Origin of the sequence: Nocardioides sp. NPDC092400, assembly GCF_040684155.1 — a bacterium.
Taxonomy (GTDB): Bacteria; Actinomycetota; Actinomycetes; order Propionibacteriales; family Nocardioidaceae; genus Nocardioides.
The window spans coordinates 91,135-113,420 of sequence record NZ_JBFBFJ010000007.1 but is presented as its reverse complement, the minus strand read 5'-3'; the positions used below and the strand labels follow the sequence as shown (position 1 = coordinate 113,420).

Here is a 22,286-nt window from a genome sequence, read left to right as displayed (position 1 = left end):
GCGCGGGCGCCCGGCGGCGCGCGGTGGGAGGATGCGCTCCGTGCGCGTCGTCCTCCACGTCGGGTTGCCCAAGACCGGTACGACGTACCTCCAGTCGCTGCTCGCGACCCAGCGCGACGCCCTGCGCGCCGGCGGCGTGCTCCACCCGTTCCTACGGCCCGGCGCGATGTTCCAGGCGGCGGTCGAGCTGCGCGGCTCCGCCGCCAAGTTCGGCCTCGCCGAGCAGCAGGTGGCCGGAACCTGGGCCGCCCTCTGCGATCGCGCCCGCGCCCACGACGGGCCGGTCCTCCTCGGCCACGAGGTGCTCGCCGGCGCCACCCCCGAGCAGGTCGCGGCCGCGCTCGCGCCGCTGGCCGGGGTGGAGGTCGACGTCGTGGTCACGGCCCGCGACCTGGGCCGCCAGGCCACCGCGCACTGGCAGGAGGAGGTCAAGCTCGGCGACACCCGCTCCTTCGCCGAGCTCGAGGCCGGCGAGCTGCGGGCCGACACCGGCCGCGACGCCGGGCCGGACGCCGGCGGGCGGCGCCCGCACTTCTGGCATGCCCAGGACTGGGGCTGGGCGCTCGAGCGCTGGTCCACCGCCGTCCCCGCCTCCCGCGTGCACCTCGTCGTCTGCCCCGAGCCGGGCGCCGCGCCCGCCGAGCTGTGGCGGCGGTTCGCCGCGGCCGCGCGGATCGACCCCGGCCTCGTGGACGCGGACGCCGTGCCCGTGGCCAACCCCTCGCTCGGCCGCTCGGAGGTCGCGCTGCTGCGCGCGGTCAACCGCGAGCTGGCCGGCCGGCTCGACCGCGACACCTACCTGCGCGTGGTCAAGCGGGAGTACGCCGAGGGCGTGCTCGCCGCGGACGGCCGCGGCGCCGCGGACCGGCCGCGGACGCCGTACCGGCTCGCCGGCCTGCTCGAGGAGGCGACCGGCCGCTGGACCGCCGACCTCGCGCGGAGCGCCCACCCGGTGCACGGCGATCCCGCCGGGCTGCGGCCGGTCGTCGGCGGGCCCGACGACCCCGACCCGGACGCCCCCGTGCCGGCGGGCGTGGACCCCGCGGCCGTCGCCGCCGGGCTCTTGGCGCAGGCCGGCGCCGCTCCCCGCCGGCGGGGCCTGCTGCGGCGTAGGGTGCGGGGATGACCCGACGGAGGACCGCAGCCCTGCTCGCGCCGCTGGTGCTGACCGGCGCCCTCCTCGCCGGCTGCGGCGGGGACGAGGGCGCGACGGCCACCGATCCCTCGGCCCCGACCGGCTCGGGTGCCTCCGCGAGCGGCTCGAGCACCCCCAGCGCGCCGGCCGCCGACGGTCCGGACTGCGCGGAGGTCTGGGTCGCGGGCGAGCAGCTCCCCGGCGGCTACCAGGAGTGCTGGTCCGACGGGCAGCGCGTGAAGGCCGACGGTCGCTACTGCGAGTTCGGCAAGCCGCTCATCACCTACGACGACCGCTTCTGGGCCGTCCCGGGCGGCCGCATCGGCGAGGCGGAGGGCGGCCTGCTCCAGGACGCCGCGTACAAGGACGCCCTGCGCAAGTGCGGTGGCTGACCGAGCCGCGGGGTAGCCTGCCGGAACGGGAGCGGGACGGTCATCGTCGCCACCCGTCGTCCGTCTCCTCGATCCCCGGAGTGTGAACCCGCGTGCGTCGTCTCTCCGCCGCGACCGTGCTGACGACCAGCCTGCTGCTGGTCGCCGGCCTGCTCGGTGCCCTGCCCACCTCCGCCAGCGCCGCGCCCGACCGGGCGCGCGCCGCGACGGCCGCCGCGCCCGCGGCGAAGCCCAAGCCGGCGCCGCTGCGCTACACCCCCGACCAGGGGGTCCGGGTCAACAACCCCCTCGGTGACGCCGCGGCCCGCCGCCGGATCATCGGCCACCTGCTCCGCACCATCCAGAGCGTCCCGGGCCAGGAGAAGATCCGGGTCGCGAGCTGGAACGTCCGCAGCGACGACATCGCCAACGCCCTCATCGCGGCCCACCGCCGCGGCGTGTCGGTCCGGGTCGTCATGGACCGGCTCAACGCCAACAAGAGCAACGTCAACGAGGGCGTCAACCGGATGCAGGCCGCGTTCAAGAAGAACGAGGCCAACCGCTCGGCGGCCATGAGGAGCGACGTGCGCAAGTGCGTGAGCTCGTGCCGCAACCGCGGCGGCATCGCGCACACCAAGTTCTTCCTGTTCAGCAAGGCCGGCAAGGCCAAGAACGTCGTGATCTACGGCTCGAACAACGCCACCGACCTCGCGGCGTACGGCCAGTGGAACGACGTCTACACGATCACCGGCAAGGCCGGCATCTACGGCGAGTTCGAGCACGTCTTCGACCAGATGCGCCGGGACAAGCCGGTCAAGCAGGCCTACGAGTCCCACGAGCACGGCAAGTACACCTCGTACTTCTACCCCTACCGGGGCAAGGGCACCGAGGCCGACCCGCTGCTGCGCGACCTCGACGACATCGTCTGCGCCGGCGCCACCGGCGGGACCGGGACCAACGGCCGGACGAAGATCCGCATCGCCCAGACCTCCATGCACGGCGACCGCGGCAAGGCCATCGCCGAGCGGCTGCGGACGATGTGGCAGCGCGGCTGCGACATCAAGATCGTCTACGCCGTCTTCGGCAACAACGTGCTGCAGATCCTCCGCAACACCAGCCGCGGCCCGGTCCCGATCAAGCAGATCGCCCAGGACTTCAACCTCGACGGGGTCTACGACCGCTACCTGCACATGAAGACGATGGCGGTCAGCGGGCACTACCGCGGCAACACCGCCGCCCAGGTCACCTGGAACGGCTCGGCCAACTGGACCAGCGTCGCGCTGGCCAGCGACGAGATCGTCATGCGGATCTTCGACGGCGGCGTGCGCAAGCACTACGCCGACTGGGTCGACTATCTCTACGCGCACCCGCCGAAGTACTCCAACAACCCGGTGGTGCAGGACCAGATGGAGACCCGCTCGCTCCTCGCCCGCCGCTCCCTCGTGGCGCGCGGCGGCAACCCCTACGCGGGCATCCAGGTCAACTGACCCTCGCGGTCCCCAGGCGGCGGCGCGGCTCCCGTGGCGGAGCGGCGTCGCCGCCTACCGTGTCCCCGTGCGACGTCGGGGCAGCCAGGCCCTCCTGCTGGTCGCCGCCGCGCTCGTCTCGGTGGCGGTGGTCGCGGCGCTCCTGCACACCGGCTCCGAGCCCGGCCCCGGTGAGGACCGCGGCCGCGTCGTCCTGGGCGCCGCGACCGCCGCGACCGTCGACGAGTGCGCCGACCTGCTGCTGCTCGGCGTGGACGGCGCCGGCGAGGCGCCCAGCGGTGGCGCGACGTACGGCCGCACGGTCGGCGCCTTCGCGGCGAGGCTGACCCGGCTCGCCCGGCGGGCCGACCGCAGCGTGGAGCAGGTGCGCGTGCCGATGGCGTCGCGGCCGACCGCCGACCTCCTGGGGAAGCGCCCGGACCGGCGCAAGGCGCTGCGCAGCGTCACGGTCGCGCGGGCACGGACCTGGATGCGCCCGGTCGACACGGCGACGCAGCGGATGCTCGCCCTGCTCGACCAGCACGCGTTCGACTGCCCCGACCAGCAGGTCGTGCTGGCCGGCCACGCGCAGGGCGCCGCCGTCGCCCACCGGGCCCTCACGACGCTCGCCTCCCGCCCCGACGGCCTCCTCGACGTCGTCGGCGCCGCGCTGGTCGCCGACCCCGACCGGCGGCCCCGTACCGCGGCCACCCGCCTGGGTGCCCCCGCGGCCGCGGGCCGGAGCAGCGGTGTCGCGGCACGCCGGCTCGGCCGGGTGCGCGACGTGCCGGCCCGCTCCGCGACGTACGCCGCCTGGAGCGTGTGCACCGCCGGCGACCTGGTCTGCGACCCGCGGAACATCGCCACCACCAAGGCCCTGCAGAAGAACCGCTCCTACGCGTACGGCGCCGGCGCAGCCGTCCTGCGCCGGGTCGCGGCCGGTCTCGTGGCGAGCGCCCGGCTGCGTCCCGTGCCGCGCCCCGAGGTGCAGGTGGCGACGGCGCCGGTGCGCCAGCCGTTCAGCCTGCGGCTCGCCGCGTCCACCTCGGCCACCCGCGGGGTGGTCTGGCAGGAGCCGCGCAACCTCCCGCCGGGGCTGACGCTCGACGCCTCCGGCCTGCTCGCGGGCACACCGACCGAGCCGGGCACCTGGAACATCTCCTACGTCGTGCGCGGCACCAGCCCCGCGACCGCCGGCGCGACCGGCGTGGTCGTGCTGACGGTCCCCGCGGGGCCCGCGTCGGTCAGTGCCGGCGGCCAGGTCTCCTGCCAGGTCCGCGACGGCGGCAGCGCCTGGTGCTGGGGCCGCAACAGCTTCGGCCAGCTCGGCGACGGCACGACCGCGAACCGCGCCCGGCCCGTCGCCGTGGCCGGCGGCGGTGACTGGTCGACGATCAGCACCAGCGGTGCCACGACCTGCGGGGTGCGCACCGACGGCACCCTGTGGTGCTGGGGGCTGGACAACTTCGGGCAGCTCGGCGTCGGGCGCGGCGAGGCACGCCGCACGCCGGTGCAGGTCGGCGCCAACGCGACCTGGACCTCGGTGAGCACCAGCTGGTTCCACACCTGCGGCACGCGCGGCAACGGCAGCCTGTGGTGCTGGGGGCAGAACCTCCGCGGCCAGCTCGGGGACGGCACCTTCTCCCACCGGGGCCGCCCGACCCGGGTCGGCAAGGACACCGGCTGGGCGGACGTGAGCGCGGGCGGCTTCTTCACCTGCGCGACCCGGACCAGCGGCACGGCCTGGTGCTGGGGCCAGAACACCTTCGGCCAGCTGGGCAACACCGACGCCGACCCGCAGCCCTCCCCGGTGCAGGTCGGCACCGGCACCACCTGGGCGTCGATCGACGCCGGCTGGGCCCACACCTGCGGCACGACCGTCGGCGGGGAGGCGTCGTGCTGGGGGCTCAACGACCGCGGCCAGCTCGGCGACGGCGGGCGCACGCTGCGGCGTGCACCGAAGGCCGTCTCCGGCGGGCGGATCTGGACTAGCATCACGACCGGCGACGCCACCACGTGCGGCGTCGACAACACCGGCAGTGCCTGGTGCTGGGGGAGCGGTCGCTACGGGCAGGTCGGCGACGGGTCCCGCAAGGACCGGACGGTGCCGACGCTGGTCGCCGGCGAGCGCCCCTGGCTCTCCCTGGACGCCGGCTGGTTCCACGCGTGCGGAGGCCTCGACACCGGGGCGACCGCCTGCTGGGGCAACAACGAGGTGGGCCAGGTGGGCGACGGCTCCACCACCGACCAACCGCTGCCGGAGGGACTCCCGTGAGCAGGCCACCCGAGGAGCAGGGCAGCGAGCGGCGGGCAGCGCTCGCCACGGTCGGTGCCGTCGTCGCGATCGTCCTGGTCGTCGTCGGCGCCAACCTGCTCACCCGCGGTGCCGGCGGGGGCGCCGACCCGGCTCCCGGGGCACCGGCCGCAGCGGAGCCGAGCACGCCCACGGCCGCGGAGCTGGAGACGATGAGCCCGCAGGAGGTCGCCGACGCCGCGCTCCTCGACCGCGGCGAGGTCGCCCCGCAAGCGCTGCCCAGCGGTGCCGGCCGCCTGCGCAACCGGGTGCAGGACCTGGTCACCGCGCAGCCGTACTCCTTCACGCTGACCACCTTCAACATCCTGGGCAGCCAGCACACGGCTCCCGGCGGCGCCGCCGCGGAGTACGCCCCAGGACGGGTCCGCACCGAGTGGGCGGCCGCCCTCGTGGCGTCGTACGGCTCGAGCATCGTGGGCCTGCAGGAGCTCCAGGCCGACCAGCTGGCCGCCCTGGGCCGCGCCACCGACGGCCGGTTCGCGTTCTGGCCCGGCACCGCGCTGGGCGGGACGGGCGTACCGCAGTCGCTGATGTGGGACTCCTCGGTGTGGACCCCGACCTACCAGGACTCCATCACCGTGCCGTTCATGGGCGGCACCCGTCCGCAGCCGATCGTCCGGCTCCAGCACGTCGCGACCGGTCGGGAGGTCTACGTGCTGAACATCCACAACTCGCCCAAGGACGCGCAGGGCCGCGAGGACGAGCGGGACAAGGCCGAGCAGATCGAGGTCGCGGCGGTCAACACCCTGAGGAAGGACGGCATCCCGGTCTTCATCCTGGGTGACTTCAACGAGCACGAGGACGCGTTCTGCCGGTTCACCGGCCAGGCCGGCATGCAGGCGGCGAACGGCGGCTCCCACAGCGGCGCCTGCCGCCCGCCGCGCCCGATGCGGGTGGACTGGATCTTCGGCACGCCCGACGTGCAGTTCTCCGGGTTCCGGATGGACACCGGTCCCGCGGTACGACGGATCACCGACCACGCGGTCATCACGACCCAGGTCACGGTGCCGTAGCCTCACCCCTCGTGGTGGACGACGGCACGGACGCGCGCCCGCGCGTCGACGACGCCGGGGTGCACCTGCCCGCCGGGTTCGCCGGGTCCGGGGACGTGCTCTTCGACGGCCACCACGCCTGGTCGTTCACCGCCGAGGCGGGCTCCTCCCTCGTGCCGTGGCCCAAGCGGATGACCCGCTGGCTCGACGGCGTCTCCCACGTGCGGGTCGTCTCCGGGGACACCGAGGTGTACGCCGGGGACGTGTCGTTCGGCAGCGGCGAGGGCCGGGTGCGCTTCGTCGACAAGGACGGCATCCCGGTCATGATCGACAAGTGGGGGCTGCTGCAGCGCCCCTTCTCCGGGCGCGACACCCGCGTCATCGAGCAGATGGTCGACATGACCGAGCGGATCCTCGACGTCATGGAGGCCGAGTGCGGCGTCCGCGGCTGGATCGCGTTCGGCACGCTGCTCGGCGCCGCCCGCGAGGGCGCGGTCATCGGGCATGACTCGGACGTCGACCTCGCCTACCTCTCGGAGAAGACCACGCCCGCGGAGATGGCGGTCGAGCTGTGGGACATCGCCCGCGCGCTGCGCCGCCACGACCTGCGGGTGCTGCACAAGTCCGCGGCGTTCATCACCGTGCTCTTCACCTCGCCCGACGGCGGCATGTCGAGCATCGACGTCTACACCTGCTTCTACGTCGGCGACCTGCTCCACGAGACCGCCACCGTGCGCCAGCGGGTGCCGCGCGAGGCGATCCTCCCGCTCACCGAGCTGTCCTTCGAGGGCCGGATGCTGCCGGCGCCGGCCGACCCCGACGCCATGCTCGCCGTGTCGTACGGCGAGGGCTGGCGCGTCCCGGACCCCTCCTTCCGCCACGAGCCGGGGCCGGAGGTCACCGAGCGCTTCGACGGGTGGTTCTCCTCCCTCATGCGGCAGCGCCGGGACTGGGAGCGCTACCTCTCCGACCTGGTCCAGGACGACCTGCACGGGCCCTCGGCCACCGCCGACTGGGTCGCCGACCACCTCGTGGACCGCCTGGCGCAGGAGCCGGACCTGCGCGTCGTCGAGCTCGGCGCCGGCACCGGCGAGGACGCCCTGCGCCTGGCCGAGCGCGGCCTGTCCGTGCTGGCCCTCGACTACGCCCGCCAGAGCCTGCGGGCCCCGGCCCGCCGCGCGCGCCGCGAGGAGCTGCCGGCGGAGTTCGACCACCTCAACCTCTACGACCTGCGCGACGTGCTCACCCGCGGCGCGCTGGTCGCCCGGCGACGCTCCCGCCAGGCGCTCTACGCCCGCGACCTGCTCGAGGCCCTCGAGCCCGACGGCCTGGAGAACTTCTGGCGCTTCGCGTCGATGACGATGCGCGACGGCGGCACGGCGTACCTCGAGGGCCAGGCGCTCTCCCGCGCCGACGCCGCCGAGCAGCGCGCCGAGCGCGGCGGCGGCCGGCTGCGTCCGGTCGACCCGCGCGTGCTCGAGGGGCGGGCCGTGCGCACCGGCGGCCGGGTCGTGCACCGCGAGGGGTTCCTCGACGCGGCGGCCGCGGTCGCCGGGGGAGCGCCGGCACGCTGGAGGATGATCGTCGAGTGGCCCACCAGGGAGGACCAGTGACCGAGCGCGTCTACCTGCACGTCGGAGCGCCGAAGTCCGGCACGACGTACCTGCAGCGGATCCTGGAGGCCAACCGGGGACCCCTGGCCGACGCCGGGATCCTCGTGGTCGGGGACACCCACCTCGACCGCATCCACGCCGCGATGGTGGTGCGCGAGGACCCGCGGCTCGACTCGCTGCCCGCCCGCGCGTCGACCGCCTGGGACCGCCTGGTCGCCCAGGTCCGCGGCTGGCGGGGACCGGTGGCGATCCTGTCCTACGAGCTGTTCGCCGGGGCCTCGGCCGACCAGGTGGCCCGGGTGCTGCGCGACCTCGACGGCATCGAGGTGCACGTGGTGATCACCGCCCGCGACCTCGGCCGCGCGGTGCCGTCGGCGTGGCAGGAGCGCCTGAAGTTCGCGCTCACGACCCCGCTGGAGAAGTGGCGGCCGCGCCCGGAGTCCGCCGGCGTCCGCGCCGAGTGGGGCTGGCGCACGATGGACCCCGCCGGCGTCGCCGCCCGCTGGGGCGCCGAGCTGCCGCCCGAGCGTGTGCACGTGGTGACCGTCCCGACGACCCCCGGCGACGAGCACGAGCTGTGGCGCCGCTTCGCCGCCGCCTGCGCGATCGACCCGGCCGGGCTGCGGCTCGACGTCGAGCGGGCCAACGAGTCGATGGGGCTGGTCGCCGCCGAGCTGCTGCGCCGGGTCAACGAGCGGGTCCGCGAGCCGATCACCGGCAACCGCGAGCAGGCGGTGTGGCTGCGCGACACCCTCGCGCACGGCATCCTCGCCCAGCTGGGGCGCGAGCCGATCGGCCTGACCGACGCGCAGTACGCCGACGCCACCCAGCGTGCCGACGCGGCCGTCGGGGCGATCGCCGAGGCCGGGTACGACGTGCGCGGCGACCTCGAGGACCTGCGCGCCACCCGCCCCGAGGCGCGGACGCCCGGGGAGGCCAGCGACGGCGAGCTGCTCGAGACCGCGGTCGAGACGATCGTCCGGCTGCTCGTCCTCGTGCGGGAGCGCACCCGGGAGCGCGACGCGGCCCGCACCACGCTCGCCCGGGACCCCGACGAGTCCAAGGTCGTGGCGCTCGGGAAGGGCGTCGTGCGCCGGATCACCGCGCCGCGGGTCGAGAGCCGTGCCGAGGACCTCCGCGCCCGGATCGCGGAGCTCGAGCAGGAGGTCGCGCGCAGCCGCGAGCTCCAGCTGCGCGTCGCCGAGCTGTCCGACGTGGTCACCGAGCTGCTGCTCCCGCCGCGCTCGAGCGACGGCCGGGTGACCGCCAAGGCGCTCAACGCCTACCGGACCCGGTCGCTGTGAGGGAGTCGCTGTGAGGGGGCTGCCGCGCCGCTCCGACGTGCTCGGCCGGGTGGCCGCCGGCACGGGCGTCGAGGAGGTGCTGGCACTGGAGCAGAAGGTCGAGGAGCTCGCCGAGGCCGTCGCCGAGAACGCCGCCCTTGAGGTCCCGCTGGCCGTGATCGTCGCCGAGCTCGAGCAGGCGCTCGTCGGGCCGCTGGAGCACCGCGTCCGTCTGGCGGCGGAGCAGAGCGGGCGGTGACGCCGGTGTGAGCGGTGTGAGCCGGGGCATACCGCGCCTCCCTACCGGGCGGTAACCTCGCCGACACATCCCCGCCGTACCGTCCCCACCACACGAGGAGCAGTCCATGGGCCGCCTGTGCGAGACCGAGGGTCTCACCGAGGAGCAGACCGAGATCATCAAGGCGGTCCGCACGTTCGTCGACGAGAAGATCCTGCCGGTCGCGACCGAGCTGGAGCACGCCGATGAGTACCCCCAAGAGATCGTCGACGGGCTCAAGGAGCTCGGCATCTTCGGGCTGATGATCCCCGAGGAGTACGACGGGCTGGGTGAGTCGCTGCTGACCTACGCTCTGTGCGTGGAGGAGATCGCGCGCGGCTGGATGAGCGTCTCGGGCGTCATCAACACCCACTTCATCGTGGCCTACATGCTGATGAGGCACGGGACCGAGGAGCAGAAGCAGAAGTACCTGCCGAAGATGGCCACCGGCGAGATCCGGGGGTCGTTCTCGATGTCCGAGCCGGGCCTGGGCTCGGACGTCTCGGCGATCAAGACCAAGGCGGTCAAGAACGACGCCGGCGGCTACACCATCGACGGCCAGAAGATGTGGCTGACCAACGGTGGCACCTCGAACCTGATCGCGGTGCTGGTCAAGACCGACGAGGGCGCGGACTCGGTCTACAAGAACATGACGACCTTCCTGGTGGAGAAGGAGCCCGGCTTCGGCGAGACCGCGCCGGGCCTGACCATCCCCGGCAAGATCGACAAGATGGGCTACAAGGGCGTCGACACCACCGAGGCGGTCTTCGAGGGCCACCAGGTCGGTGCCGAGCAGGTCCTGGGCGGGGAGACCGGCAAGGGCTTCTACCAGATGATGGACGGCGTCGAGGTCGGCCGCGTGAACGTCGCGGCCCGTGCGTGCGGCATCGCGCTGCGCGCCTTCGAGCTGGCCATCGCCTACGCCCAGCAGCGGGAGACGTTCGGCAAGCAGATCGCCGACCACCAGGCGATCCTGTTCCGGCTCGCTGAGATGGCGACCAAGGTCGAGGCCTCCCACGCGATGATGGTGAAGGCCGCGCGGCTCAAGGACTCCGGCAAGCGGATGGACGTCGAGGCCGGCATGGCCAAGATGCTCGCCGCGGAGTACTGCAACGAGGTCGTGCAGGACTCCTTCCGCATCCACGGCGGCTACGGCTACTCCAAGGAGTACGAGATCGAGCGCCTCTACCGCGAGGCCGCGTTCATGCTGATCGGCGAGGGCACCTCCGACATCCAGAAGATGATCATCGGCCGCTCCCTGCTCAAGGACTACAAGCTCAAGGCCTGACCCTGCTCGGACCCGCACCACCTCGGACCACCCGGTCCGCCACGGATAGCCTTCGGGACGTGGCGAGCCGGGTGGTCCTGCACGTGGGGCTGATGAAGTCCGGCACCTCCTACCTCCAGCAGCGGCTCGGCGCCAACCGCGCGCTCCTGCTCGAGCGGGGCGTGCTCTTCCCCGGCGGGACCTGGCGCGACCAGGTGCTGGCGGTCTCCGACGTGCTGGGCCGCAAGCAGGCCGGGCCCGCGGCCCGCGGCCGGTGGGCCGCGCTGGTCGCCGAGGCGGCGGCGTACGACGGCGTCGTGGTGGTCAGCATGGAGTTCCTCGGCCCCGCGCCGCCGGAGCGGGTCGCCGAGGTCGTCGGGTCCTTCGGCGAGGTACCTGTCGAGGTCGTGCTGACGCTGCGCGACCTCGGCCGCGGGGTGCCGGCCATGTGGCAGGAGAGCCTGCAGAACGGCGGCACGACCGACTGGGCGACGTACGTCGCGGGGCTGGACGGCAAGCGCAAGCCCGCGCGGTCGTTCTGGCGGCAGCAGGGGATGGGCCGGATCGTGCGCAACTGGGCCGAGGCGGTGGGGCCGCAGCGGACCGCCGTGGTGACCGTGCCGCCCCCGGGGGCGGCCGCGGGGCTGCTCTGGGACCGGTTCGGCGTGGCTGCCGGGATCGACGTCGCCGGCGCGGTCGAGGTCGAGCCGGCGAACACCTCCCTCGACGCCGCCTCCGCCCTCGTGCTGCTCGACCTGAACCGCCGGCTGGAGGCCGCCAAGCTGTCGGCGGCCGACTACCACACGCTCGTGAAGTTCCGCCTGGCCAAGCGGGTGATGGCCGGGCGTGGCGGAGGAGCGATCGGGTTCACCCCGCCGCCGTGGCTGGTCGCGCGCTCCGCCGAGGTCGTCGACCGGGTCGCCGCGACCGGCGCCCGGGTGGTCGGTGACCTCGACGAGCTCGCGCCGGTCGCCGTCCCCGGCGTCGACCCCGACGCCGTACCGGCCGAGGAGCGGCTCGCGGCCGCGGTCGACGTCCTCGCCGGGCTCACCGTCCAGCGTGCGGACCAGCGACGCGCGGGCTCCGCGGCGGCTAGGTTGCGGACATGAAGACACGACTCACCTGCCCCTGCGGCGAGGTCGTCAAGGGCACCGACGAGGACGAGCTGGTCGAGAAGGCGCAGGCCCACCTCGCCGCGCAGCACCCCGGCCGGGAGTACGAGCGGGAGATGATCCTGTTCATGGCGACGTAGGTCGCCTGCTGGTAGACCAGCGACCGTTGCTGGTTGAGCAGCGAGCGCCAGCGACCCTCGCTGGTCGGCAGCGAGCGCCAGCGAGCGTCGTCGAAACCCCCATGGGGCGACCGCTGCCCACCTTCCCGGGGCAGTCCCCCGCTTCCCGGGGCAGATCTGCCCCGGTAAGCGGGGGAGTCACCGGTGGACCGGGGACTCCGACGCCCCCGGGCCGAGCCGGGGCCGAATCCGTTCGACACCGGAGTCGGCGAGTGTCACGGTGGGGGTCCAACGCGACCCTCGGAGGATCCATGACGGCGAACGGCAACGACGACCTCAAGGCGCGGATGAAGGAGGCGCTGGAGCACAAGCAGGCCAACGACCGCGGGGTGCCGAAGGACCGCCCGGCGAAGTCGAAGGCCAACGGGCCCGAGGTGGTGGGCTCCGCACCGAGGATGCACCGGCGCAAGGCCGGCGGCGGCGGTTCGTGAACCTACCGTGAGATGACCCACGCGGAGCAGCAGTGACGGAGGGGACGGCGCCCGGGCAGGATGTCCGGGTCCCGTCCCCGAGTCGTTCAAGGAGCCCCCGTGCAGTTCGGTCGCAGCTATGAGGAGTTCGAGGTCGGTGCGACGTACAAGCACTGGCCCGGCAAGACGGTCACCGAGTTCGACGACCACATGTTCTGCCTGCTGACGATGAACCACCACCCGCTCCACCTCGACAGCAACTACGCCGAGGAGACGACCCAGTTCGGCAAGAACGTCGTGGTCGGCAACTACGTCTACTCGATCCTCCTCGGCATGTCGGTCCCCGACATCTCCGGCAAGGCGATCGCCAACCTGGAGATCGAGTCGCTGCGCCACGTCGCGCCGACCTTCCACGGCGACACGCTGTACGGCGAGACGCGGGTGCTGGACAAGTGGGAGTCGACGTCGAAGGACGACCGCGGCGTCGTCCACGTCGAGACCGTCGGCTACAACCAGGACGGCAAGGTGGTGTGCATCTTCCGCCGCAAGGTGATGGTGCCCAAGGACAGCTACCTCGAAGCGCGCGGAGGCGAGCAGCCCGGCCGGCCCGTCCCGCAGCCGGACAAGAACTGGCCCGGCCCCGACGCCACCGAGTGACCGGGTGACCGGGCGACCGGGTGCTCGTGACCTGGTGCCCGTGACCTAGGGCTCAGGACTGACCACGGCGGGTCCGGGGCACCGGACCCGCCGTGACTTCTCCCGCTTCCCCCGAGCCGGACACGACCGCACGGGTCGAGGACCGGGGGTTCCTCGGCCAGCCGCGCCCGCTGGCCAACCTCTTCGGCGTGGAGCTGTGGGAGCGGTTCAGCTTCTACGGCATGCAGGGGATCCTGCTGATCTACCTGTACTACTCCGCCACCGACGGCGGCCTCGGCATGGACCGGGGCACCGCGACCGGCATCGTCGGCGCGTACGGCGGCTCGGTCTACCTCTCCACGATCCTCGGTGCCTGGCTCGCCGACCGGGTGCTCGGGCCCGAGCGGACGCTGTTCGGCTCGGCGGTCGTCGTGATGCTCGGCCACGTCGCGCTGGCGCTCGTGCCGGGCTTCGCCGGCGTCGGGATCGGGTGCGTGCTCATCGCCCTGGGCAGCGGCGGCGTCAAGGCCACCGCGACCAGCCTGGTCGGCGCGCTCTACGCCGAGGGCGACGAGCGCCGCGACGCCGGGTTCTCGCTGTTCTACATGGGCATCAACATCGGCGCGCTGGTCGGGCCGCTGCTCACCGGACTGCTCCAGGAGGAGGCCGGCTTCCACTGGGGGTTCGGGCTGGCCGCGGTCGGCATGGCCGCCGGCCTGGCGCAGTACGCCGTGGGCCGGCGCCGGCTGCCTCCCGAGACCGCGGTGGTCCCGAACCCGCTGCCCCGCCCGCTCGTGGTGCGGTACGCCGCAGCGGCGGCTGGTGTGGTCGTCGTCGTCGCCGTCCTCGCGCTCACCGGGCTGGTGACGGTCGACAACCTCGACGACTGGGTCGCCGCGGTGACCCTGCTGGCGGCCGTGGCGTACTTCGCCGTGATCCTCACCAGCAGCAGCGTCGACGCGACCGAGCGCAGCCGGGTGTGGTCCTTCGTGCCGCTCTTCGTCGTCAACGCGGTCTTCTGGTCGCTCTACCAGCAGCAGTTCACCGTCGTCACGATCTACTCCGACGAGCGCTTGGACCGGGACCTGTTCGGCTGGGAGATGCCGGTCTCCTGGGTGCAGTCGATCAACCCGGTCTTCATCATCGCGCTGGCCGGTGGGTTCGCGGCGCTGTGGACGCGGCTGGGTCCCCGCCAGCCCTCGACCCCGGTCAAGTTCGGCCTCGGCACCGTCACGATGGGCGTGGCGTTCCTGCTCTTCCTGCTCACACCGCAGGGGGCGGGCTCCGTGCCGCTGCTCGCGCTGGCCGGGATCCTGCTGGTCTTCACCGTCGCCGAGCTGCTGATCTCCCCGGTCGGGCTGTCGCTGTCGACGAAGCTCGCGCCACGCCAGTTCCGCACCCAGATGGTCGCGCTGTACTTCCTCTCGGTCTCCCTCGGCACGACGATGGCCGGGCGGCTGGGGGAGTACTACGACCCCGAGGACGAGGGCGGCTACTTCCTCGTCATCGGCCTCGTCGCGATCGTGGTCGGCGGCCTGCTGCTGGTCGCTACGAAGCCGATCCGGAGGCTGATGGCCGGGGTGCAATGACCCCGGACCTGGCGGACGCCCCCGACGACGCCGACGCGGCGGCGAAGGTCCGGGCCAGCGGCACGAGCGCCAGCACGAGCACCATGGGCACCGCGAACCCGACGCGCAGCGACCCGGCACCGGCGAGGCCGGTCAGCACCGACCCGAGCAGCGCACCGAGGTAGTTGAACTGGTTGAACCGGGCGACGACCGCGTCCACGCGGGCCTGTTCGCCGCCGGCGATGCGGGCGGCCGCGGAGAAGCTCAGCGGCGCGATGACCGCCACGCCGGCGCCGAGCAGCGTGAAGCCGGCGACCGCGACCTGCCAGGTCGGCGCCAGCACGACCACGCCGAGCGCGACCGACGCGACCACGGCCCCCACCCGCAGCACCCGCACGGCGCCGTACGCCGCCACCAGCCGGTCGCCGGCGAGCCGCACGACCAGGCTCGCCAGCAGGTAGGGGAACGTCGCCAGCGCGACCAGCCGCTCGGGCGCCGCGACGACGTCCTCGAGGTAGAGCGGGCCCCACGCCGCCGAGGCGCTGTCGACCATGTAGAAGACCACCATCGCGACGCCGACCATGACGATCGGGCGCCAGGGGACGGCCACGGCCTCGGGAGCCGGGCCGGGGCCGGCGGGGCCCTGCGTGCGGGGGAGGTACGGCGCCGCCGCCACCAGCACCGGCACCACGGCCAGCGCCGCGGTCGCGCCGAGCGGGAGCCCGGCCGTCGCGAGGGTGGTGGCCGCCCCGAGGAGGCCGCCGAGGGTCCAGCAGCCGTGCAGCGAGGGGAGCAGCGGCCGGCCGTACCGCTGCTCCACGGCGACCCCCTGCATGTTCGTCGCGGCGTCGACCAGCCCCAGCGCGAGCCCGTAGCCGGCGATCCCGATGACGAGCACGCCGAGCGACCCCGCCAGGACCAGGACGGGCAGGGCGACCGCCATGGCCAGCAGCCCGACGCGCAGCAGCACCGCGCTGTCGTGGCGTGCGGCCACCCGCTCGGCCAGGACCGAGCCGACGCCGGCCAGGACGACGAGCAGGAGCAGCAGCCCCGAGATCGCCACCTCGGAGAGGTCCCAGCGGTCGGCGATGTCGGGCAGCCGCGTGGTGAGGCTGATGAAGACCAGCCCCTGCGTCGCGAAGGCGGCCGCGGTCGCGGCGCGGGCCCGGGTCGGTGGCACGGGACCGACTCTCGCACTGTCTGCGGGAGCCCGCTGGGAGACTGCTGACATGACCCGGTGGGAACGAAGGGCCGAGCTCCCGCTCGCCGTGCTGGCGATCGTCTTCCGCGCTGGCTACGCGTGGCCGATCCTCGACCCGGGGCTCGCTGCCGGTTCACCACGATGACGACGGTCGGGTACGGGGACGAGGTGCCGGTCACCACTGGTGGGCGACTCGTCGGACTGGGCTGGTGATCGCGGGCCTGGCGCTCCTGGGCAGCGTGACCGCGACCCTGGCGAGCTGGCTCGTGCACGCGGTGGCACGGGAGGACGCCGCCCAGGAGGCAGGGGTCCGGGACGAGACGCAGGCGCTGCGGGCGGAGATCGCGGAGCTGCGGCACCAGGTCACCGAGCTGGTCGACCTGCTGCGGCCGGCGGGTGTGCCGGACCCTGCCGATCCCGATCGTCCTGTCCACGTCGCGGCTCGAACGACTCCTCGTGAGTGAAGCACGCGCCGATCGGCAACATGGCCGAGCATGAGTGAGCTGTGGCTGGTCCGGCACGGGCAGACAGAATGGAGCCGGGACTCCCGGCACACCTCGGTGACCGACCTCCCCCTCCTTCCCGAGGGCGAGGAGGTGGCGCGCACGCTGCGCGACCGGCTCGACCCGGCCGACTTCGAGGTCGTGCGCACCAGCCCGCGCCGCCGGGCGCGGCGTACCGCCGAGCTCGCCGGGTTCCCTGACGCCGAGGTCGACGAGGACCTCGTGGAGTGGGCCTATGGCGAGTACGAGGGCGTCACCACCGAGGAGATCCGGGAGACCGTGCCGGACTGGACGGTCTGGACCCACGACTCTCCCGGCGGCGAGAGCGCCGCGCAGGTCACCGAGCGGCTCGACCGGGTCGTCGAGCGGGCACGCGCGGTCGAGGGGCGCACCCTGGTCTTCGCCCACGGGCACTGCCTGCGCGCGCTCGCCGCGCGCTGGCTGGGGCTGCCGGTCACCGACGGGCGCCACCTGAAGCTGGGCACGGCGACGGTCTCGGCGCTCGGGTGGGAGCGGGAGACGCCGGTCGTGGAGCGGTGGAACGCCTGAGCCGCTTGACGAGCCCCGGCTGATCGGCGTATCTGGACCCATGGCGTTGACGGCAGGCTGCCCCCGCTGCCCGACCCCCGTGGGCCCGGTGGGACCCGACGGCGCGTGGTCCTGCCCCGACCACGGGCCGATCGAGCCGCTGTGGCGGCCGGGCGAGGCGTCGTACGACGGGTTCGCGGCGCACCTGCTGGCGGCGAGTGGCTTCCCGACGTACCTCCCGTGGCCGATGAGTCCCGGCTGGTCGGTCACCGACTTCGGGGTCGTCGGCAGCGCCCCCGACCGGGTGCGCGCGACGATGACCTGCTGCTCGGGCACCAGCGAGCTCGACGGGCCGGTGGACGTGCTGGTGGTCACCGAGGAGGCCGGCACCGGGCTCGGCGCCCGGTGCGCCGGGACGACCTACCTCGACCCGGGCGCGGAGATCGGCGAGGGCCCGCCCTCGGTCAAGGTGCGCCTGGACAACCAGGCCGTCGGGCTGTGGCCGGTGTCCACGAGCGCCGCGACGGGGGAGTGGGACCGCTCCGTGGTCGCCGGGGAGGCGCGGGGCCGGTGGCTGTGGATCGTGCTGCGGCCGGCCTCGGCGATCCTGCTGCTGCGCGACGACTGGATCCTGCGCGACGTCTCCGACGTGGGACCGCCGCTGGTCGAGATGGCCTTCGGAGGGCCGCGCCCGTCCTGGTGAGTGGGTACCTGCCGGACGTGTACCAGGACAATCGACCCTGCGACGTGTGCGGCTCCGAGGTGCGCCTGCGCGCGCACGAGGCCACCGAGGACCCCGCCGACGCGACCGTGCACGGCGACAACGACAGCACCGTCGACGAGCGGGTGTGCACGAACCCCGACTGCCTCACCAACGCCGGTGGTGCGGACGCCCCGCGGCCCTGACGGCGCCCGTGCCTAGGCTGGGCCCCGTGCGCATCGACCTCCACACCCACTCGCGGGCCAGCGACGGCACGCAGCGCCCGGGTGACCTCGTCCGCGCGGCCGCGGCCGCCGGGCTGGACGCGCTCGCGATCACCGACCACGACACCGCCGACGGCTGGGCCGAGGCCGAGCGCGCCGCCACCGAGGTCGGCATCGAGCTGGTCCGCGGGATGGAGGTGAGCACGCGCTACCAGGGCCGCGGCGTGCACCTGCTGGCCTACCTGCCCGACCCGACGTACCCGCCGCTGGTCGAGCAGCTCGGCCGCGTGCTGGAGGGCCGCCAGGCGCGCGTGCCCGACATGCTCGAGCGCCTGCACGCGCTCGGGATCGAGGTCTCCGACGCCGACGTGGCCAGGGCCGCCGACGGCACCGCCGCGACCGGCCGGCCCCACGTCGCCGACGCGCTCGTCGCCGTCGGCGCGGTGCGGGACCGGACCGAGGCGTTCGACCGCTACCTGGGGGCCGGGCGGCCGGCGTACGTCGACCGGTACGCCGCCCCGCTCGCCGAGACCATCCGGCTCGTCACCGAGGCCGGCGGCGTCACCGTCGTGGCCCACCCGTGGGGCCGCTCCCAGCGCGAGTGGCCCGGCGAGCCGGAGCTGGCCGAGCTGCAGGCGGCCGGGCTGAGCGGCATCGAGGTCGACCACGAGGACCACACGCCCTCGAGCCGCGACAAGCTGCGCGCGATCGCCCGGAACCTCGACCTCGTCGTCACCGGGTCCAGCGACCACCACGGCACCGGCAAGATCGACCACGAGCTCGGGTGCAACACCACCGCGCCGGAGCAGTACGACCGGCTCCTCGCTGAGGCGGCGGCCGCTGCGGTGACCGCCCGGGCGGCGGGCCGCACGCCGCCCGGCGTCGTCCGTCCCTGAGCGCCGTCGGCGGGTGCTACTTCCGCCCGAGCGACTGGAAGCGCTGCAGCACCGGGCTGGGGACCACGCGCGCGAGCGTGGCGATGGCCTTGTAGCGCGCGCTCGGGATCGAGAAGACCTTGCCCGCCTCGTGGTCGGCCAGGGCGGTGCGGACCAGCTCGTCGGCGTCGAGCCAGAGGAACGAGGGCGCCGAGGACCGGCTGACGTCCATCCGCTCGTGGAACTCGGTGCGGGTGAAGCCGGGCAGCAGCGCGGTGACCCGCACGCCCTGCGGGCGGTACTCGTCGGCCGCCCACTCGCTGAAGCTGTTGACCCACGCCTTGGCCGCCGAGTACGTCCCGCGCGGGAGGTAGGAGGCGACGCTGGAGACGTTGATGACGCCGCCGCTGCCCCGCTCGGTCATCGGTCCGAGCGCGGCGTGGGTGAGCCGCAGGACCGCCGTCACGAGCACGTCGAGCATCGCCGTCTCGAGGTCGACGGGGTTGTCGAGGAACCGCTCCTTGAGGCCGAAGCCGGCGTTGTTGACCAGCAGGTCGACCGGGCGGTCGCGGTCGGCGAGCCGGGCCTCGACCAGCGCCATGCCGTCCCGGTCGGCCAGGTCGGCGGCCAGGACCTCGACGCCCACGCCGTGGGCGGCGGTCAGCTCGGCCGCGACGGCCTCGAGCCGGGCGGCGTCGCGGGCGACGAGCACGAGGTCGTCACCCCGGGCGGCGAGCTGCTGGGCGAAGGAGTGGCCGATGCCGGCGGTCGCGCCGGTGACGAGGGCGGTGGGCACGGGCACCAGTGAAACAGCCGGGCGCAACAGCGGTGTCGCCAGGATCGCGGGCCGGGTCTCGGGCATGATGAACGGCGATGACCACCACGCTCGCGATCGCCAACCAGAAGGGCGGCGTCGCCAAGACGACGACCGTCGCCTCGCTCGGTGCCGCGCTCGCCGAGCTGGGCCACTCGGTCCTCCTCGTCGACCTCGACCCGCAGGCGTGCCTGACCTTCTCCCTCGGCATCGATCCCGAGGACGTCGAGACCTCGGTGCACCACGTGCTGACCCGGGGCGTCGACGCCACCGAGGTGGTCATCGCGGCCGAGGACGGCGTCGACCTGCTGCCGGCGACCATCGAGCTGGCCCGGGCGGAGGCCGACCTGCTCACCCGCACCGGCCGCGAGCACGTGGTGAAGGGTGTCGTCGAGGAGCTCGGGGACACCTACGACTGGGTGCTGCTGGACTGCCCGCCGTCGCTGGGGGTGCTGACCGTCGCCGCGCTCACCGCCGCGGACGGCGTGCTCGTGCCGCTGCAGTGCGAGACCCTCTCCCACCGCGGGGTGGGCCAGCTGCTCGACACCGTCCACGACGTCCGCCGGTTCACCAACAAGCGGCTCGAGGTGTGGGGCGTGCTGCCGACGCTGTACGACGGGCGCACCACCCACTCGCGCACGGTGCTCGAGACGATCGCCGGGACCTACTCCCTCGACGTGGTCGAGCCGCCGATCCCCAAGACGATCAAGTTCGCCGAGGCGCCCGCCGCCGGGCGCTCGATCCTCGCCACCAGCCGCACCAGCAAGGGCGCGCAGGCCTACCGCGAGGTCGCCGCCAACCTGGTGCGGCGAGCGGCCCGCCCGCGCGGGCATGCCTGACGTGGGCAGCCACCGCGCCACGGAGGTCCGGCCGAGGTACGGCCGGATCGGGATGCTGGCCGCCTCGGTGGTCGTCACGGTCGTCGCGGTCCTGGGTGGCACCGGCGTGCTGCCCGGTGCGACCCCGGCCGACGCCGGCTCCGGGACGCTCGTCGCGGTCGACCCGGCCGCCTCCGCCCCCAGCCCCTCCGCCCCCAGCCCCTCCACCGAGGCGGACGACCCGCTCGGGCCGGCGACCAGCAGCAGCTCCGCCGAGGACGCCGTGGTCGACCCGCGCGAGGACACCACGCTGCCGACCGGCACCGGCCGCGGCAAGCGGGTCGTCTTCAGCGAGGGGCGCCAGCGGGTGTGGCTCGTCGAGGGCCGCGCGAAGGTCGTGCGCACCTACCTCGTCTCCGGCAGCGTCGAGGACAACCTCGACCCGGGCACGTACGCGGTGTACTCCCGCTCCGAGCAGGCCTACGGCATCGACGACTCCGGCACGATGAAGTACTTCGTCCGCTTCACCCAGGGCGAGCGGGCCGCGATCGGCTTCCACGACATCCCGGTCGACGACGGCGAGAAGGTGCAGACCGTCGACGAGCTCGGCAGCCCCCGGTCGCACGGCTGCATCCGCCAGAAGCGGGCCGACGCGATCGCCCTGTGGGACTTCGCCCCGCTCGGCACCACCGTCGTCGTCACCGCCTGACGCAGACCCGCGAGCGCCGCGCGACGGCCGGCGACGTGCGTCCGGCGGCGCGTGCTTCCCGGGGCAGTCCCTCGCTTCCCGGGGCAGATCTGCCCCGGGAAGCGAGGAAGTTCCCGGTGCACCGGGGACTCCGACGCCCCCGCGCACCTCCCGTCACCTGCAACCGATACGTTGTTGCGAGTGATGTGCAACAAGGCCGACCGGTGAGCACGCAGGTGGCCCCGGGCGGGCTCGCCGCAGCGGAGCGCACCCAGGCCCGTCGCGCGTCGGCCTGGCTGGTCGGCCTCGCCGCGCTGCTCGTCGTCACCGTCGTGGCCGGGGTCGGCGCCGGGGCGGTGGGCGTGCCGCCGGGGACCGTCGCCCGCGTGCTGGGGCACCACCTGCTGGGCGTGCCCGGCGAGGTGACCTGGAGCCTGCCGCAGGACGCCATCGTCTGGCAGGTCCGGCTGCCGAGGGTCGTCCTCGGGCTGCTGGTCGGTGCGGGCCTCGCGGTGTGCGGGGTCGCCCTGCAGGCGATGGTCCGCAACGTCCTGGCCGACCCCTACCTGCTCGGCGTCAACTCCGGTGCCTCCAGCGGCGCCGCCGCAGCGATCCTCTTCGGCGTGGGGTCCGGCCTCGGCCAGCACGCGCTCCCGGTCAGCGCATTCCTCGGGGCGCTGGCCGCCTCGGCGCTGGTCTTCCTCGTCGCGCGGTCCGCGGGCCGGGTCACCTCCGTGCGGCTGCTGCTCGCCGGCGTCGCGGTGGGCTACGCGCTCTACGCCACGACGAGCTTCCTGATCTTCGCCTCCGGCTCCGCCGAGGGCGCCCGCTCGGTGATGTTCTGGCTGCTCGGCTCGCTCGGGCTCGCGCAGTGGGACGCACCGCTGGCCGTCGTGGCGGTCGTGGTGCTCGCGACGGTCGCGCTCCTGGCCACGTGGGGGCGGTGCCTCGACGTCCTCGCGCTGGGCGACGAGACGGCCCACGCCCTCGGGACGTCCCCGGACCGGTTCCGCACGGTGCTGCTCCTCGTGGTCGCGCTGTGCGTCGGCGTGCTCGTCTCGGCCGCCGGCAGCATCGGGTTCGTCGGCCTCGTGGTCCCGCACCTGGCCCGCCGGGTCGTCGGCGGCCGCCACGTGCGCGTCGTGCCCGTCGCCGCGCTGATGGGCGCGGTCCTGCTCGTGTGGGCCGACGTGGTCGCCCGCGTGCTGCTCCAGCCGCAGGAGATCCCGATCGGGATCATCACCTCCCTCGTCGGCGCCCCCTTCCTGCTCCTGCTGGTCCGCCGCCTCCACGCCACCACCGCCTGAGGAGT

General features: G+C 74.2%; 25 protein-coding genes. 23 read left to right on the top strand and 2 right to left on the bottom strand.

From position 1 onward, the window contains the following. Positions 1–40 precede the first annotated feature (40 nt). The 14 genes from AB0N29_RS18230 to AB0N29_RS18165 all read left to right on the top strand — a co-directional run bounded on the left by AB0N29_RS18230 (position 41) and on the right by AB0N29_RS18165 (position 14,644). Positions 41–1,126, top strand: coding sequence for a hypothetical protein (locus tag AB0N29_RS18230; RefSeq protein WP_364868909.1), 1,086 nt, complete (start codon positions 41–43; stop codon positions 1,124–1,126). Then, the gene (locus tag AB0N29_RS18225) at positions 1,123–1,527 is read left to right on the top strand and encodes a hypothetical protein (RefSeq protein ID WP_302267649.1); all 405 of its coding nucleotides are present in this window, start codon (positions 1,123–1,125) and stop codon (positions 1,525–1,527) included. The genes AB0N29_RS18230 and AB0N29_RS18225 overlap by 4 nt, the downstream gene beginning before the upstream one ends. Positions 1,528–1,619: 92 nt before the next feature. Beyond that, positions 1,620–2,993, top strand: coding sequence for a phospholipase D-like domain-containing protein (locus AB0N29_RS18220; protein ID WP_364868905.1), 1,374 nt, complete (start codon positions 1,620–1,622; stop codon positions 2,991–2,993). A gap of 67 nt (positions 2,994–3,060) precedes the next feature. Beyond that, positions 3,061–5,247, top strand: coding sequence for a cutinase family protein (locus tag AB0N29_RS18215; RefSeq protein ID WP_364868902.1), 2,187 nt, complete (start codon positions 3,061–3,063; stop codon positions 5,245–5,247). Next, positions 5,244–6,299, top strand: coding sequence for an endonuclease/exonuclease/phosphatase family protein (locus AB0N29_RS18210; protein ID WP_364868900.1), 1,056 nt, complete (start codon positions 5,244–5,246; stop codon positions 6,297–6,299). The genes AB0N29_RS18215 and AB0N29_RS18210 overlap by 4 nt, the downstream gene beginning before the upstream one ends. Positions 6,300–6,313: 14 nt before the next feature. After that, positions 6,314–7,891 carry a class I SAM-dependent methyltransferase gene (locus tag AB0N29_RS18205; RefSeq protein ID WP_364868897.1) on the top strand — a complete coding sequence of 526 codons (1,578 nt, stop codon included), beginning with the start codon at positions 6,314–6,316 and terminating at the stop codon, positions 7,889–7,891. Continuing rightward, positions 7,888–9,195 carry a DUF6752 domain-containing protein gene (locus AB0N29_RS18200; protein ID WP_302267643.1) on the top strand — a complete coding sequence of 436 codons (1,308 nt, stop codon included), beginning with the start codon at positions 7,888–7,890 and terminating at the stop codon, positions 9,193–9,195. The genes AB0N29_RS18205 and AB0N29_RS18200 overlap by 4 nt, the downstream gene beginning before the upstream one ends. Before the next feature lie 10 nt (positions 9,196–9,205). Continuing rightward, a complete protein-coding gene (locus AB0N29_RS18195; RefSeq protein WP_364868893.1) occupies positions 9,206–9,433 on the top strand; it encodes a hypothetical protein in 228 nt (75 codons plus the stop codon). Positions 9,434–9,539: 106 nt separating this feature from the next. Continuing rightward, positions 9,540–10,739 (top strand): acyl-CoA dehydrogenase family protein, encoded by a 1,200-nt coding sequence (locus tag AB0N29_RS18190; RefSeq protein WP_364868890.1) that lies wholly within the window; start codon positions 9,540–9,542, stop codon positions 10,737–10,739. 59 nt (positions 10,740–10,798) lie between these two features. Next, the gene (locus AB0N29_RS18185) at positions 10,799–11,827 is read left to right on the top strand and encodes a hypothetical protein (RefSeq protein WP_364868887.1); all 1,029 of its coding nucleotides are present in this window, start codon (positions 10,799–10,801) and stop codon (positions 11,825–11,827) included. Next, positions 11,824–11,970, top strand: a complete 147-nt coding sequence (locus tag AB0N29_RS18180; RefSeq protein ID WP_302267639.1) for a DUF1059 domain-containing protein — start codon at positions 11,824–11,826, stop codon at positions 11,968–11,970. Before AB0N29_RS18185 ends, AB0N29_RS18180 begins: the two co-directional genes overlap by 4 nt. 290 nt (positions 11,971–12,260) lie before the next feature. Continuing rightward, positions 12,261–12,440, top strand: a complete 180-nt coding sequence (locus tag AB0N29_RS18175; protein ID WP_302267638.1) for a DUF5302 domain-containing protein — start codon at positions 12,261–12,263, stop codon at positions 12,438–12,440. Positions 12,441–12,539: 99 nt separating this feature from the next. Further along, positions 12,540–13,076 carry a MaoC family dehydratase gene (locus tag AB0N29_RS18170; RefSeq protein WP_302267636.1) on the top strand — a complete coding sequence of 179 codons (537 nt, stop codon included), beginning with the start codon at positions 12,540–12,542 and terminating at the stop codon, positions 13,074–13,076. A gap of 92 nt (positions 13,077–13,168) precedes the next feature. Further along, positions 13,169–14,644, top strand: a complete 1,476-nt coding sequence (locus AB0N29_RS18165; RefSeq protein WP_364868882.1) for a peptide MFS transporter — start codon at positions 13,169–13,171, stop codon at positions 14,642–14,644. Here AB0N29_RS18165 and AB0N29_RS18160 read toward each other — a convergent pair. Beyond that, positions 14,604–15,803, bottom strand: a complete 1,200-nt coding sequence (locus AB0N29_RS18160; RefSeq protein WP_364868879.1) for an MFS transporter — start codon at positions 15,801–15,803, stop codon at positions 14,604–14,606. The genes AB0N29_RS18165 and AB0N29_RS18160 overlap by 41 nt on opposite strands. A gap of 57 nt (positions 15,804–15,860) precedes the next feature. On the opposite strand from AB0N29_RS18160, the gene AB0N29_RS18155 reads away from it, so the two are divergent. Genes AB0N29_RS18155 through AB0N29_RS18130 form a run of 6 tightly spaced genes read left to right on the top strand, consistent with a single transcriptional unit; the run spans position 15,861 to position 18,675 of the window. Continuing rightward, complete coding sequence (locus AB0N29_RS18155; RefSeq protein WP_364868876.1) at positions 15,861–16,037, top strand: potassium channel family protein; 177 nt, start codon at positions 15,861–15,863, stop codon at positions 16,035–16,037. Then, positions 16,034–16,288 (top strand): hypothetical protein, encoded by a 255-nt coding sequence (locus AB0N29_RS18150; RefSeq protein ID WP_364868873.1) that lies wholly within the window; start codon positions 16,034–16,036, stop codon positions 16,286–16,288. Before AB0N29_RS18155 ends, AB0N29_RS18150 begins: the two co-directional genes overlap by 4 nt. 30 nt (positions 16,289–16,318) lie before the next feature. Beyond that, positions 16,319–16,876: a histidine phosphatase family protein gene (locus AB0N29_RS18145; RefSeq protein ID WP_302267632.1), complete on the top strand. Its 558-nt coding sequence runs from the start codon at positions 16,319–16,321 to the stop codon at positions 16,874–16,876. 40 nt (positions 16,877–16,916) lie between these two features. Continuing rightward, complete coding sequence (locus AB0N29_RS18140) at positions 16,917–17,558, top strand: DUF6758 family protein (RefSeq protein WP_364868868.1); 642 nt, start codon at positions 16,917–16,919, stop codon at positions 17,556–17,558. A 17-nt stretch (positions 17,559–17,575) separates the two neighbouring features. Further along, positions 17,576–17,761: a hypothetical protein gene (locus AB0N29_RS18135; RefSeq protein ID WP_364868865.1), complete on the top strand. Its 186-nt coding sequence runs from the start codon at positions 17,576–17,578 to the stop codon at positions 17,759–17,761. Positions 17,762–17,787: 26 nt separating this feature from the next. Beyond that, positions 17,788–18,675 (top strand): PHP domain-containing protein, encoded by an 888-nt coding sequence (locus AB0N29_RS18130; protein WP_364868862.1) that lies wholly within the window; start codon positions 17,788–17,790, stop codon positions 18,673–18,675. Positions 18,676–18,691: 16 nt separating this feature from the next. Here AB0N29_RS18130 and AB0N29_RS18125 read toward each other — a convergent pair whose 3' ends face one another. Further along, a complete protein-coding gene (locus AB0N29_RS18125; RefSeq protein ID WP_364868859.1) occupies positions 18,692–19,450 on the bottom strand; it encodes an SDR family oxidoreductase in 759 nt (252 codons plus the stop codon). Positions 19,451–19,527: 77 nt separating this feature from the next. Between AB0N29_RS18125 and AB0N29_RS18120 the strand changes: the two genes are divergently transcribed. From AB0N29_RS18120 to AB0N29_RS18110, 3 genes are all read left to right on the top strand, one after another. Next, the gene (locus tag AB0N29_RS18120; RefSeq protein WP_364868856.1) at positions 19,528–20,307 is read left to right on the top strand and encodes a ParA family protein; all 780 of its coding nucleotides are present in this window, start codon (positions 19,528–19,530) and stop codon (positions 20,305–20,307) included. Position 20,308: 1 nt separating this feature from the next. Continuing rightward, complete coding sequence (locus tag AB0N29_RS18115; protein ID WP_364868854.1) at positions 20,309–20,995, top strand: L,D-transpeptidase; 687 nt, start codon at positions 20,309–20,311, stop codon at positions 20,993–20,995. 203 nt (positions 20,996–21,198) lie between these two features. Continuing rightward, positions 21,199–22,281, top strand: coding sequence for an iron ABC transporter permease (locus AB0N29_RS18110; protein WP_364868852.1), 1,083 nt, complete (start codon positions 21,199–21,201; stop codon positions 22,279–22,281). The last annotated feature ends 5 nt before the right edge of the window (positions 22,282–22,286 follow it).